At 37.1% G+C, this 14,740-nt stretch carries 11 protein-coding genes; 9 read left to right on the top strand and 2 right to left on the bottom strand.

Annotation, left to right across the window (positions count from 1 at the left end; all coding sequences use genetic code 11):
- Positions 1-12: 12 nt before the first annotated feature.
- Positions 13-1,521 (bottom strand): sodium:solute symporter, encoded by a 1,509-nt coding sequence (locus DU508_RS04280; RefSeq protein ID WP_115401579.1) that lies wholly within the window; start codon positions 1,519-1,521, stop codon positions 13-15.
- 164 nt (positions 1,522-1,685) lie between these two features.
- Between DU508_RS04280 and recR the strand changes: the two genes are divergently transcribed.
- The 9 genes from recR to msrA all read left to right on the top strand — a co-directional run bounded on the left by recR (position 1,686) and on the right by msrA (position 10,934).
- Positions 1,686-2,303, top strand: coding sequence for a recombination mediator RecR (recR, locus tag DU508_RS04275; protein WP_115401578.1), 618 nt, complete (start codon positions 1,686-1,688; stop codon positions 2,301-2,303).
- Positions 2,303-3,040 (top strand): phosphatidylinositol-specific phospholipase C/glycerophosphodiester phosphodiesterase family protein, encoded by a 738-nt coding sequence (locus DU508_RS04270; protein WP_147273587.1) that lies wholly within the window; start codon positions 2,303-2,305, stop codon positions 3,038-3,040. The genes recR and DU508_RS04270 overlap by 1 nt, the downstream gene beginning before the upstream one ends.
- Positions 3,041-3,086: 46 nt before the next feature.
- A complete protein-coding gene (locus DU508_RS04265) occupies positions 3,087-3,905 on the top strand; it encodes an SDR family oxidoreductase (protein WP_115401576.1) in 819 nt (272 codons plus the stop codon).
- Positions 3,906-4,227: 322 nt separating this feature from the next.
- A complete protein-coding gene (trpD, locus tag DU508_RS04260; protein ID WP_115401575.1) occupies positions 4,228-5,214 on the top strand; it encodes an anthranilate phosphoribosyltransferase in 987 nt (328 codons plus the stop codon).
- Entirely contained in the window at positions 5,214-5,849 is a 636-nt protein-coding gene (locus DU508_RS04255) for a phosphoribosylanthranilate isomerase (RefSeq protein WP_115401574.1), read from the top strand. Before trpD ends, DU508_RS04255 begins: the two co-directional genes overlap by 1 nt.
- A 71-nt stretch (positions 5,850-5,920) precedes the next feature.
- A complete protein-coding gene (trpB, locus tag DU508_RS04250; RefSeq protein ID WP_115401573.1) occupies positions 5,921-7,102 on the top strand; it encodes a tryptophan synthase subunit beta in 1,182 nt (393 codons plus the stop codon).
- A 106-nt stretch (positions 7,103-7,208) separates the two neighbouring features.
- Positions 7,209-7,973 carry a tryptophan synthase subunit alpha gene (gene trpA / locus DU508_RS04245; RefSeq protein WP_115401572.1) on the top strand — a complete coding sequence of 255 codons (765 nt, stop codon included), beginning with the start codon at positions 7,209-7,211 and terminating at the stop codon, positions 7,971-7,973.
- Between the two features lie 237 nt (positions 7,974-8,210).
- Complete coding sequence (locus DU508_RS04240; RefSeq protein WP_115401571.1) at positions 8,211-10,304, top strand: FUSC family protein; 2,094 nt, start codon at positions 8,211-8,213, stop codon at positions 10,302-10,304.
- 138 nt (positions 10,305-10,442) lie between these two features.
- The gene (gene msrA, locus DU508_RS04235; RefSeq protein WP_115401570.1) at positions 10,443-10,934 is read left to right on the top strand and encodes a peptide-methionine (S)-S-oxide reductase MsrA; all 492 of its coding nucleotides are present in this window, start codon (positions 10,443-10,445) and stop codon (positions 10,932-10,934) included.
- A gap of 662 nt (positions 10,935-11,596) precedes the next feature.
- Here the strand turns inward: msrA and DU508_RS04230 are convergent.
- On the bottom strand, positions 11,597-14,725 hold the full coding sequence (locus DU508_RS04230; RefSeq protein ID WP_115401569.1) for an efflux RND transporter permease subunit: 3,129 nt from the start codon (positions 14,723-14,725) through the stop codon (positions 11,597-11,599).
- Positions 14,726-14,740: the final 15 nt, after the last annotated feature.

Below are 14,740 nucleotides of genomic sequence, written 5' to 3'. Positions count from 1 at the left end.
TGTATTCTAATATTAAAATCTGGTTTGCGCATCAGTTTTTTTACTGATGAAAAGCAAGCCAATAAATGTGATTAAACCGTTAATCAAAATCAGTTCAACACTAAAAACGTAGCCACCTAATAAAACAGTTGAATACGATGAAAGCAAGTAACATAAAAAAGGTGATAAAATGCAAACAATTGGCACTAATTTGTCATGCAAACCACGGTTTTTTACAAACAATCCAAAACTATACAAACCTAAAAGGGGCCCATAAGTATAGGATGCAATGGTAAAAATTAAACTTACAACGGATGAACTATTAAGTATATTGATTACAATAATTACCAAAAACATTAAAATAGAGAAGGCCACATGAACAGTGTGTCGTTTTTTTACAGCATCTGCAGCATTTACATTTTCGGCTTTGTTCATGCCTAAAAAGTCTACGCAAAAAGAAGTGGTTAATGCAGTAAGAGCCGAATCGGTAGTAGCAAATGTTGCAGCGGTTAAGCCCAGCATAAATATAATTGCCGGAATTGCCCCCAAGCTGTTTAAAGCAATTTCAGGGAATAATAAATCAGTTCGTGGTTTTGAGGTAATGTGATCTAATGGAATTTCAACGCCGTTTTTTGCGGCAAAAATATACAACAGAGCACCAACACTTAAGAAAAATACGTTTAAAATGACAAATACTCCTGTAAAAGTAAACATGTTTTTTTGAGCTTCCTTGATGGTGCTCATACTCAGGTTTTTTTGCATCAAATCCTGATCTAACCCTGTCATGGCAATGGTAACAAAAATACCCCCTATAAACTGTTTACTGAAATTGAATTTATTGGTCAAAAAATCATCCCAAAAGAATATTTTAGAGTAACTGCTGTTTTTAACAGTTTCAAAGGCTTCGGGAATATTGAAATTCAGGCTGTTACAAATGAAGTAAATGGTCAGGAAAACCGAAAGCACCAGGAAAAATGTTTGAAGTGTATCGGTTATGATAATGGTTTTTAATCCGCCTTTAAAAGTATATGACCAAATCAGTGCCAAAGATATCAGCACTGTTAACCAAAAAGGCACACCATAATTATCGAATATGAAGCGTTGTAAAACAATTACAACTAAATAAAGCCTCGTTGCAGAACCAAGCGTACGGCTTAATAAAAATATCGATGCAGCAGTTTTGTAGCTATAATAACCTAAACGTTGCTCAATGTAACTGTATATGGATGTTAATTTCATCCGGTAATACAACGGCAATAAAACAGTCGCGATGATAATAAACCCCACTGCATTACCCAGAACGAATTGAAAATATTGAAATTGATTTCCTGCCGGTGCTCCAACCTCTCCCGGAACAGAGATAAATGTTACACCGGAAAGCGCGGTTCCAATCATTCCGAAGGCAACCAGATACCATTTTGAGTTTCGGTTGGCAATGAAAAAAGTAGAGTTGTCTGATGATTCTTTGGAGGTAACAAATGAGATAATGATCAGCAATAAAAAATAGCCGATTAAAAAACATAATAGAATGGTTGGTGACATAGTTTTATTTTAAGCTGCTAAATGTAAGAAATTACCTACTAATGTCAATAGTTCATTTGTTAGTAGTTCATTAGTCATTGGTTCAATAGTTCATTTGTCTGGGCGCCTAACCCAATGAACAATTGAACCAATGACTAATGAACATTTTTACATATTTTTGCGATATGAATTTTTCATCCAAACTGCTTGAAGATGCGGTAAACGAATTTTCTAAATTACCTGGTGTTGGGCAGAAGACTGCATTGAGATTGGTTTTACACCTTTTAAACAAGGAACAAGAAGAGGTAAACCAGTTTGGAAATACTTTAATCAAGTTAAAACAGAAAATTAAAAACTGCAACATTTGCTATAACATTTCTGATCATACCATTTGTGAAATCTGTACCTCACATAAACGGGACAAAGAAACCATTTGTGTGGTAGAAGACACGCGGGATGTGATGGCAATTGAAAATACTGCTCAATATTTTGGCGTTTATCATGTTTTAGGCGGTTTAATTTCACCAATGGATGGCATCGGGCCAACAGATTTATATATTGATGGTTTGGTTCAACGCGTTTCGGCTGGCGATATTAAGGAAGTTATTCTGGCTTTGAGCCCAAATATGGAAGGCGATACCACACTCTTCTATCTTTACAAAAGATTGAAAGAATTTAATGTCCCGATTACCACGATTGCAAGAGGAATTGCTTTTGGTGGCGAACTGGAGTATACCGATGAAATTACTTTGGGCCGATCGATAATTACCCGGGTTCCTTACGAAAACGCAATGATGAAATAATGGCTAAGCGGATTGTCGTTTTCTTTTCGTTAATGATTTTGAGCTTTATGGTGCAGGCTCAGGTTAAAATTCATTCGCATAACGATTATACACATCCAAAACCTTTCTATGATGCTATTGAGAATAAAGCATTTTCTATAGAAGCAGATGTCTTTTTAGTAAAACACACTTTAATTGTGGCACATAGCAGAAAAGAAATCAAAGGCAAAAATACATTGGAGAAGCTTTATTTGAAACCCATTCGGGCATTATCTAAAAAAGATAAATATTATACTTTTCAATTAATGATTGATTTTAAGGATAATTTTGATTTAACTTACCCTGTATTGCTTAAGGCTTTGAAAAAGTATAAGAACAGTTTTGAGAAAAATGGGATGAAGATTTCTGTTGTAATCAGTGGTAATCGGCCGGCAGATTCCACTTTTCATCAATACAAAGAACTGTTTTTTGATGGTTTACCCAACCATCAGTATCCATCAGAAGATTTAAATAAAGTGGTAATGATCAGCGATAATTTTGCCACTTACTCTAAATGGAAAGGTGTAGGCGAAATTTCTGATCAGGATAAAGAAAAATTGCAGAAAGTAATCAATGATGCACATCAAATAGGAAAACCATTTAGATTTTGGAATGCACCCGATTATGAGGCCTGCTGGGAGTTACTTTGCAGCTTAGGTGCAGATATCATCAATACAGATCAGGTTGCCACAGCAACAAACTATTTTAAAACAAACTAATAGTATCTGGTCTTGCTACTGGATACTTACTACTCGATATTATAAAATGAACTTAAAAGGTAAAGTAATCATCATCACAGGCGCATCAAGCGGAATTGGTAAAGCTTGCGCTGAAGAATTTGCTAAACGAGGCGCAAACCTGGTTTTGGCGGCTCGTCAATATGTTACGTTATGCGAAATCACGGCCGATTTGGAAAAGAAATACGGCATTAGGGCAATTGCGGTTCAGGCAGATGTTAGTAAAGAGACAGATTGCGAATTGATTATTAAGCAAACGCTGGTTTCTTTTAATAAAATAGATATACTGGTTAATAACGCTGGTTTATCTATGCGGGCTTTATTCAATGATTTGGATTTATCGGTACTTAAGAACCTGATGAATGTAAATTTCTGGGGAACGGTTTATTGTACTAAATACGCCTTGCCTGAAATTTTAAAAACCAAAGGAACAATAGTTGGAATTTCATCAATAGCCGGTTACAGGGGCTTACCGGGAAGAACCGGTTACTCGGCGTCTAAATTTGCAATGAACGGTTTTATGGAATCATTACGTACTGAGCTGCTTAAAACGGATGTAAATGTATTGGTCGCTTGTCCTGGATTTACAGCTTCAAATATTCGTGTAGCAGCATTATCCAAAGATGGTGCCGCTCATGGCGAAACCAGCATGGAAGAGGGTAAAATGATGACTTCTGAAGAAGTAGCAGGCATTATTGCTAATGGTATAGAGAAACGCAAACGTACCCTGATTATGACAGGTCAGGGAAAACTGGCCGTTTGGATGAATAAATTGTTTCCGGCTTTTGTTGATAAAAAGGTTTTTAATTTATTCGCTAAAGAAAAGAATCCATTGATTAAAGCTTAAATCTATTGAACAGTGATTTCTTTAGAAAAGCCATTATTTTTAGAAAGATCTTGGAATTATAAAAAAGTATATCAATATTTGTTCTGTACAAACATGATGACTAAAAACTTAAATAACAATTGGTGGTGGCATAACGAAATTCGTTAGGCAAATTCTATTGTTATATATTTTAAAATATTTTTATACAAACGAAAAGGATTGCCCAAAAAGCAATCCTTTTTTTATGCAATTTTTTAAACAATGCTCCGGTTCGTGTCTCACGAAACGAGACAGAAACATTAGCCGGTTCATGGAAACATGAACCTGAATTGAACACATTAACATGAAAAGAATATTAAATCATTTATTCGAAAATAAGAGTTTCAGTAGGGAAGAGGCGAGAAATATCCTGATTTCGATTACGAAAGGCGAATTTAATTCATCGCAGATTGCTGCATTTATTACCGCTTATGCCATGCGCAACATCACTGTTGATGAGTTGCAGGGTTTTCGTGATGCAATGCTCGATTTAGGTATCAAAGCAGATTTGGCCGGGTATGATTTAATCGATTTATGCGGTACCGGAGGAGATGGTAAGGACACATTCAATATTTCTACGCTTTCCTCTTTTGTGGTGGCAGGAGCCGGGTATCAGGTAGCAAAACATGGTAATTACGGCGTTTCATCAGGTTGTGGTTCATCAAATGTGATGGAATATTTAGGTTATGATTTTACTAACGATCAGGATGTTTTAAAACGAAACCTGGATGTAGCCGGCATTTGCTTTTTACATGCTCCTTTGTTTAATCCTGCAATGAAAATTGTGGCACCTATACGTAAAGAATTAGGCGTAAAAACTTTCTTCAATATGTTAGGTCCAATGGTTAATCCATCACAGCCAAAATACCAGATGGTTGGTGTTTTCAGCCTGGAACTGGCCCGTTTATACAATTATTTATATCAGGATACCACTAAAAATTACACCATTGTTCATGCGCTTGAAGGTTATGATGAAATTTCTTTAACCTGCGATGTAAAAACCTTTAACAATAAAGGTGAAAGCATTTTAACCCTGAATGATATGGGTTTTGAAAAGGTTTCTGTAGATGAGATCAAGGGGGGAGATACAGTCGAATCATCTGCTAAAATATTTATGAATGTTTTAAACGGAGAGGCAACTGATGTACAAAACAATGTGGTTTTATGCAATTCTGCGCTGGCCATCAGAACCATTAAACCTCAGCTTTCTTTTGCAGATTGTTATTATGAAGCTGAAGAATCGTTGGCGAGTAAAAAAGCATTGGATAGCTTTAAAAAATTAATTGCTTAATGAACGGATTAAAACTTAAAGTTTGCGGAATGCGACTGGCAGCCAATATTGCAGCCGTAGCAGCATTAAAACCAGATTATTTAGGTTTCATCTTTTATGAAAAATCACCAAGATTGATTAGTGATGTTTCTGCAGAATTGATTAAATACATCCCATCGGAAATTAAAACAGTTGGGGTTTTTGTTGATGAAGATTTAGTGCTTGTTAAGAAAAAGATAAATCTATATCAATTAAAATCTGTTCAGTTACATGGAACGGAATTACCCGAATATTGTATGGATTTAAAATCAGAATTCAGTGATTTAGAAGTAATCAAAGCTTTTGGCATTGATGAAGATTTTGATTTCTCTCTTTTGAGCACTTACAAAGATGCTGTTGATTACTTTTTGTTTGATACTAAAACCAAAGCTCATGGTGGTTCCGGGAAAACTTTCGATTGGAAGATTTTGGAAAAATACACATTAAACAAGCCTTACTTTTTAAGTGGAGGTATTGATTTGGAACACGCACCAGCGATAAAAGAAATTAATGATGAACGTTTATATGCTTTGGATATTAACAGCAGATTTGAAACAGAACCTGGCGTAAAAGATGCAGAGAAGATTAAGAGATTTATTAGAAAAATTGGTAGGTAAAACATAGCCCATGATTTCAATCATGGGGAGAATTAGAGTCGGTTTTAACCGATAGGTTTGATAAAAAAGATATGAAATACAAAGTAAATGAAAAAGGATATTACGGAGATTTTGGAGGAGCGTACATCCCCGAAATGCTTTATCCGAATGTTGAGGAATTACGTCAGAATTATTTAAAAATCATTGCAGACCCTGATTTTCAAAAGGAATTTCATCAGTTATTGAAAGATTACGTGGGTCGCCCTTCTCCATTATATTTGGCAAAACGCTATTCAGAACGTTATGGAGCTAATATTTTCCTGAAACGTGAAGATTTAAACCATACCGGCGCACATAAAATCAATAACACCATCGGACAAATTCTTCTTGCTGAAAAACTGGGTAAGAAAAGAATCATTGCCGAAACTGGGGCGGGGCAACATGGTGTGGCCACGGCCACCGTTTGTGCTCTGCGTAACTTAGAGTGTGTGATTTATATGGGAGAGGTTGATATTGAGCGGCAAGCGCCAAATGTGGCGCGCATGAAAATGTTGGGCGCAAAGGTTGTCCCTGCAAGTTCTGGTAGCAAAACCCTGAAAGATGCCACTAATGAGGCCATGCGTGATTGGATTAACAATCCGGTTGATACCCATTATATTATCGGTTCGGTGGTCGGGCCACATCCTTATCCTGATATGGTGGCAATTTTTCAGTCCATTATTTCAGAGGAAACCAAAAAGCAGCTTTTAGAACAAACCGGAAGCGATCAACCCGATTACGTTCTGGCTTGCGTAGGTGGTGGAAGTAATGCAATGGGCATGTTTTATCATTTTATGGATGATGAAAATGTTAAACTGATTGCAGTGGAAGCCGCAGGAAAAGGTGTTTCCAGCGGATTTTCTGCCGCAACAACTTATCTTGGCAAAGAAGGTGTTTTACATGGAAGCAGAAGTATTTTAATGCAAACGCCAGACGGGCAGGTTGTAGAACCACATTCAGTTTCTGCCGGATTGGATTATCCTGGTATTGGTCCGCAACATGCACATCTGTTTAAAACCGGCCGAGGGAAGTACGTTTCCATTACCGATGAAGAAAGTTTAGAAGCCGGATTGCTTTGCACCAAGTTAGAAGGCATTATTCCTGCAATTGAAAGTGCACACGCATTGGCATATTTAGAGAAAATGGAATTTAAAGGAGGCGAAAATGTGGTTATTTGCCTTTCGGGCAGAGGTGATAAGGATCTGGATACTTACATTAAATATTTTAATTTATAGAAAAGTCGTCATTGCAAGGCTCGAAGCAATCTAACTTATGGATCATGATTCCTAACAAGTGTTGTAGGATTGCTTCGTGCCTCGCAATGACGAAAAGAATAAAAACATGAATAGAATCAAACAACTCTTCGAAACGAAGAAAAATATATTGTCAATTTATTACACTGCCGGTTATCCAAATTTAGGCGATACCATTCAAATCGCAGAAGCTTTGGAAAAATCTGGTGCAGATATGCTGGAAATCGGATTTCCGTATTCTGACCCCGTTGCTGATGGTCCGGTTATTCAGGCGAGTAGCAAGCAATCGTTAGATCAGGGTATGACATTGAAATTGCTTTTTGAGCAATTGAAAGATTTGCGTAAAAACGTAACCATTCCTGTTTTATTAATGGGCTATGTTAACCCGGTTTTGCAATTTGGGGTAGAAAATTTCTGTAAAGCTTGTGCCGAAGTTGACGTAGATGGCTGTATTGTACCTGATTTGCCAATGGTTGAATATGAAGAATTTTATAAAGGCTGTTTTGAAGAACACAACCTAAGCAACGTATTTTTAATTACACCTCAAACGGCCGATGAGCGCATTCAAAAGATTGACGGATTAACCAATGGATTTATTTATTTGTTGTCTTCTTCGGCAACAACAGGTAAAAATCTGGAGGTGGGGAATACCACAGAAACTTATTTCAGCAGAATCAAGAATATGAACCTGAAAAATCCAACGATGATTGGTTTTGGAATTAGTGACAAGCAAACTTTCGATAAAGCATGTGCTTATGCAAATGGAGCTATTATAGGTACAGCTTTCGTTAAAGCCATCGCCGATGGAAATTTAGAGGAAAGTGTAAGCAACTTTATGAAGAAATTTAAATAATAACTTGTATGTCAGGGCTATGCCTATGTCATCCTTGTTAGTGGGAATCTTAAAGCTTTAGCCATTAAATCTCTTTAGGCCGCTGAAAATACTTCATAGTATTCCGCTTCGCTACAGGCCAGGACGACAGCCTTGCAAAGGTGGTCGTCCTGGAAATTAAATCCTCATTTCCCTTAGCAGAAAATTTAATTTGTTAGCTTACCTTTGCACTGCTAACTGATATTAAATTATTCCATCTTGATTAATCGAGGCAAAAAGGCTATTGCATTAAATGTTACTTATTTTTTTCTTGGAGAATATTTTTCTGATGCGCTGCGTACAACTTTAACCATTCTATTTCCAATCGTTGTATTCTTTTATTTCGGCAATCAGGAAGCAGCCACAGGAATTGGGGTAGGAGCTTTACTGATCAGCCTTACTGATCTCCCTGATAACAGATTAAATAAACTCAAAACTGCAATAATCAGCATAATCGTTTTCTTTTTTACCACACTGTTGGTTTCCCAGGTTTTAGATTACCCGGTTTTATCGGCGGTAATGATCACGTCATTGGCTTTTGCTTTATCGCTGCTGGCCGTTTATGGCCAAAAAATGGGATTGATCGGTACGATGGCACTAATTGTATGTGCTTTTGTAATGGGACTTCATCCTGAAAGGCCACTCTATTTTAGTGGTTATATGCTAGTTGGAGGTATTTGGTATTATGTTGTGAGCCTTATTCAAACTTTGATCAGGCCTTATCGCTCGCTTAATCATGCAATTTTTGAATGTTTAATTGCCAGTGCCGCATTTCTAAAGGCAAAAGCTAAAAATTACGATCCTTCCATACCATTTGATCATCAGCAAAAAGATATTATCAAGTTACATATTCGTGTGAATCAAAAACATGAACTGATACGGAATTTGTTGTTGACTGATCGTTATGCCATGAATCCCGATAATAAGAAAGGACAAATTCTTTTAAAACGTGCAGGCCTACTTATTGATCTTTATGAACAATTAAATGCGGTTCATTTTGATTATGAATTCGTTAGAAAATCTCTGGCAAATGGCCCGGGTTTACAACTTATTGCAAATCTGATCAGATTTCTTGCAGAAGAGATCGAGGATTTGGGAAAACATGTGCGATCGATTCAAGATTCTGATCCGGAATTTACCTCCCATTCAAAATACAGCAATGACCGGGGACTTTTACTTTCAGAGATGACGTATTTGAGTACTGACCAATCTGAATTTATTAGAAATATAGTCGCCAATATCGATGATATTGCCAGCATTATTTTATCCATCCGTAAAAATGAATGGCCGGGTAAACAAAGTTTGAAAAATCGTGAAGAAATATCTTATCCGCTGTTTGTGAGTTCAGATCGTTTTTCGCTAAAAGATCATCTCAGTTTAAAATCGCCTATTTTTAGGTTTTCGCTACGAATGGCAATCTGTTTTCTTTTTGGTTTTATACTGATCTGGCAGCTAGCCCCGAGTAAATATAGTTATTGGCTTTTTTTAACCCTGGTTATTGTGGCCCGGCCAAAGTTTTCAATTACCTGGAAACGCAATTTTCAGCGTTTAAAAGGTAGTTTGGGCGGAGTTATCATTGGTTTATTTTTAATTTTTTTTATCAAAAGTCCAGTGGTTTTGCTTAGCATTGCAGCCATTTGTTTGCTGGGCTTTTATGCATTTAACCGAATAAACTATACTATAGGCGTTTTGTTCATCACACCAGCGGTTATTTTAACACTTGGAAGCTATCATGGTCACTTCGACCATATTGTACACGACCGGATTTTGTTTACCATAATTGGCTGCGGAATCGCTATTCTTGCCACTTATATTTTCCCAATACGGGATAGTAAACAGCTTGGAGGAAAAATTAGAGAAGCCACAAATTCAAGTTTGAATTATTTTCTCATTGCAATTGCTAAACCCAGTAAGCATGATGAAAATAAAGCAAGAATGGCCAGAAAAAATGCCAATCTAAGTCTTTCGGATTTGTCTGAATCCATAGAATCAGCAAGCCAGGAACCATGGCAATCAAATATAAACTTGAAGAGTTTATATGAATTGCAGGTTATTATTTACAAGATCAATGCAATGATTACATCAATATATCTCGCAACTGACATCGCAGAAAACAGAGAGGACGATTTTTTAATAAAAAGCATTGTTACAAATTTACAGTTGAAAAATCAAACCGGTTTTCTTTCAGTTGAAGATGATTTAATAAAATATAAATCCCTTAAAAATCAATCATATAATCTGTTTCAGCAAAAATTAAAAGACATTAATGCTCTATCTTTCGATTTAACAAAACAGTATGATTCTCTGAGATGATATAAGAAATCTCCCATAATTTACTCCATAGTTGATTCGATACAGGTCTGGTTCCTATTATTAAGACATGAGGATGATTAAACTTTTTGCTGATTAACATACTGTGACGTAACTTTAAATTAACTAAAAATAAAATATATGAATACTGAAAAAGCCATTCTGGCCGGCGGTTGCTTTTGGGGAGTTGAAGAGTTAATTCGCAATCTTCCGGGCGTTGTTTTAACTGTTGTTGGATATACCGGAGGCGATGTTCCTAATGCAACTTATCGTAACCATGGAACCCATGCTGAAGCTATCGAAATTGTATTTGATCCTGAGAAATTATCATACCGTAAACTACTTGAATATTTCTTTCAAATTCACGACCCAACCACAAAAAACAGACAAGGAAATGATGTTGGAACATCTTACCGTTCGGCTATTTTTTATGAAAATGATGTTCAAAAAGATACTGCAAATCAACTAATCGGAGAACTGGAAAGCACGGGTAAATGGCCTGGTAAATTTGTAACTGAAGTTGTTCCTGCCGGCGATTTCTGGAATGCTGAGGAGGAACATCAGGATTATCTTCAAAAATATCCCTACGGCTATACCTGTCATTTTGAAAGACCCGATTGGAAATTGGATTAAACCGTTTAAGGAAGTTTGGTTTGCTTGCTTTTGCCGGCATTCATGCAGCTTATAGGTTAGGGATTTACTTCGTAGCTGCTTCGCAGTCTTCGTTGCACTCAAAATGACAAAACCCATTTAACCACTGTCATTCTGAGCATAGCGAAGAATCTGCAAGCGATAAAGCGCAAACTTTAATACAGCATTGATCGCCTTAAAACAAAGTCAGTGGTAAACCAGGTGCAACACCTTTAGGCTATAGATTCTTCGTTGCACTCAGAATGACAAAACCCGAATATACTTGTCATTCTGAGCATAGCGAAGAATCTCAAAGCGATGAAACACAAACTTTAATACAGCACTGATCGCCTTAAAACAAAGTCAGTGGTAAAGTAAGTACAATGCTTGTAGGTTAGGGATTTACTTGGTAGCTGCTTCGCGGTCTTCACTGCGTTCAGAATGACAAAACCTGTTAACCACTGTCCAGTGCTCATCGAAGATAATCTTAAAGCTTTTGTTAGTTGATTCCACCATGTTAAAATATCCTATCTTTGAACGATTGTTTAATGGCTAACATTGGAAATATCATTTGCATTCTTTTTCCATTTCGTAAAGAAGATAAATTAAATTTTCCTGACCAAAATATTACCCGGCGTTCAGCATGCATTTATGTATGGGTAATATTAAACCTGAGCCGGATTGATTTTCTGTACCTTCTTTTTATAAGACCAATAAAAAACAATTGGATAGACAAATAGGTTGAAAAGTGTATTGGTAATCAATCCACCAATCACAACGATTGCTAGTGGTTTGGAAGCTTCAGAACCAATTCCCGTTGATAATGCAGCAGGCATTAAACCGATCGCAGCCATCAATGCGGTCATTAATACAGGTCTAAATCTGCTGGCAATTCCATCACGCATGGCATCGGTAAATGTCCAGGTTTGGTGGTGCTTTAAATCGGCAATGTTTGCTTTAAAGCGGGTAATTAAAATCACTCCGTTTTGAACGCAAATACCAAACAAAGCAATAAAGCCGATACCTGCAGAAATGTTAAAGTTTACGCCAGAAGCCAGTAAGGCTAAAATTCCTCCAATCATGGCAAAAGGCACATTATTTAATACTAATAAGGCATCTCTGATGTTTCCAAACAGTACAAACAGAATGAAAAATATCAATAACAAACTAACCGGAACAGCCTGCGACAATCGGGCAATGGCTCGTTGTTGATTTTCGAAATCTCCTGCCCAATCCAGTTTGTACTCTTTCGGGAGTTTTATTTGCGCATTTACTTTTTGTTGTGCCTCTGCAATTACGCTCCCCATATCTCTGCCACGGATAGAGAATTTTATTGCCCCGTAACGTTTGTGTTTATCGCGGTAAATCATGCTTGGCCCGGTAATTTTTTTAATGCTTGAAATTTCTCCCAATTGAACATTTGAGCCCGATAGTGTTGGAATCCGGAGTTTACTGATCGAGCTTTCATCATTTCTAAAATCTTCAGGATAACGGATAATCAAATCAAACTTTCTTTCTCCTTCATAAATTTGGGTAGCAGCTTTACCGCCGATGGCCATTTCAATTACGGCATTAGCATCAGCAGTACTTACGCCATAAAGCGCCATTTTCTTCTGATCGAGGTTAATTTGTAACTCTGGTTGGCCCAGATTTCGTAAAATTCCCAGATCTTCGATCCCTTCAACGGTTTTTAAAATGCGCTCTATTTTTTCTTCTTCCTGCTCTATGAATTCGAAATTTTCGCCAAACATTTTTACCACAATCGATCCTTTAACTCCTGAAACGGCTTCTTCCACATTATCAGAAATGGGTTGTGAAAAGTTTAAACTAATTCCGGGAAAGCTTTTTAATTTTTCCTGCATACGCTCAATAAGCTGCTCTTTGCTTTGTTTGCGTTTCCATTCCTTGCGCGGGTAAATATCTACATGAAATTCCATGTTGTAAAAGCCTGTTGCGTCTGTTCCATCATTTGGCCGGCCAGTTTGCGACATCACTTGTTTCACTTCTTCAAAGCTCAAAAAGATTTTGCGCATATCGTTTGATAATTTTTTGGTTTCATCCAAAGAAATACTCAACGGGCCTGTTGCTCTCACATAAATTGAGCCTTCATCAAGGCTTGGTAAAAACTCCGTTCCTAAAAATTTAAAACTGAACACGCCTAAAATGAGCACAATAATCGATATGGAAAATACCAGTTTTTTCTTACTGAAACAGCTATCGTAAAATTTTAAAGTGGCTTTTGTTATCCACTCCAAAAAGATGTTATGTTTTTCTTTTACATCCTTTTTTAAAAGCACACTTGCCATTGCAGGAACGAGTGTGAAAGTTAAAATAAGAGCACCCAGGAGGGCGAAACTTAATGTCCATGCAAGCGGAGAGAACATTTTACCTTCTACTTTTTCGAAAGTGAAAATTGGTAATAAACCTGTAATAATAATTAATTTAGCAAATAGAATTCCCTTTCCATTCTCCATGCAAGCTTTTTTAATAAAGCCGAGCTTGCTCATTTTATTAAATCGATCCATCCCGAATTTCTTGGCTTTCATATCCAGTGCAACGAAAATTCCTTCAACCATTACCACAGCTCCATCGATAATGATACCGAAGTCAATTGCTCCCATTGATAGTAAGTTGGCAGGCATTCCTTTCAACTTCAGGCAGATAAAAGCAAAAAGTAGTGCCAGTGGAATAATGATGGAAACGATGAGTGTGGTTCGCCAATCGGCCATGAAAAGAAATACAATTAAGGTAACAAATAAAATTCCCTCGAGCATATTGCCCATTACAGTATGCACTGAATAGTTTACTAAATCTTCGCGATCGTAAAAAGGGTTTATTTTTACATCATCAGGTAAAACATTGCTGTTTATTACGTCGATTTTTTCTTTTAAACGGGCAATTACTTCACTCGGATTGCCACCTTTGCGCATCACTACAATGCCTTCCACCACATCAGGGTCCCTATCTCTTCCAACCTGCCCTAATCTCGGTAATGCTGATTCTGTAACTTCAGCAATGGTTTTTACATATATCGGTGTTCCGTGAAAATTATCAATGACAACATTTCTGATTTCATCAATGTTGTTGAGCACACCAATTCCACGAACAACATAAGCCTGTCCGCTTTGAACAATTACATCGCCACCAACATTTATATTGCTCTTGGAAACTGCTTCGAAAAGCTCGGTTGCGGTAACGCCATACTGAATTGATTTTTGAGGATCGACCGTAATCTGGTAAGTTTTAACTTCTCCGCCAAAACTAACCACATCGGCAATGCCAGAAACAGACAATAATTCTCGTTGAATAACCCAGTCTTGCAGGGTTTTAAGTTCACGAACAGACTTCTTATCGCTGGTTAAAGTATATCTGAAAATTTCACCCGTTGGTCCGTAAGGTGGCTGCACTTCGGGTTGAATCCCTTCAGGAAGATCTGCTTCATTGAGGTGGTTATTTACCTGTACACGAGCTTCGGCATAATCCACATCATCTTCAAAGCTCACTTTAACAATTGATAACCCAAATAAAGAAGAAGAACGGATACTGGTTCTTTTTTCAGTCGGGTTCATTGCAATTTCCAGCGGCCGGCTCACAAACTTCTCCACCTCTTCGGCACTTCTGCCCGGCCATTGTGTAATAATGGTAATATTCGTATTGGTCACATCAGGAAAAGCATCAATTGTGGTGTTTTTGAAACTTAAATAGCCTGCCAGAATGAGAATAAAAGTGGCGAAAAAGATAAAATATTTGTTTTTCAGCGCAAAGCCGATAATGCTTTTGATAAATTTATTCATGATGAAAATCTAGTA

This window comes from Pedobacter chinensis, from assembly GCF_003339865.1.
GTDB lineage: Bacteria > Bacteroidota > Bacteroidia > Sphingobacteriales > Sphingobacteriaceae > Pedobacter > Pedobacter chinensis.
Note: the sequence above shows the minus strand (reverse complement) of the source record. Positions and strands in the feature narration are given on the sequence as shown.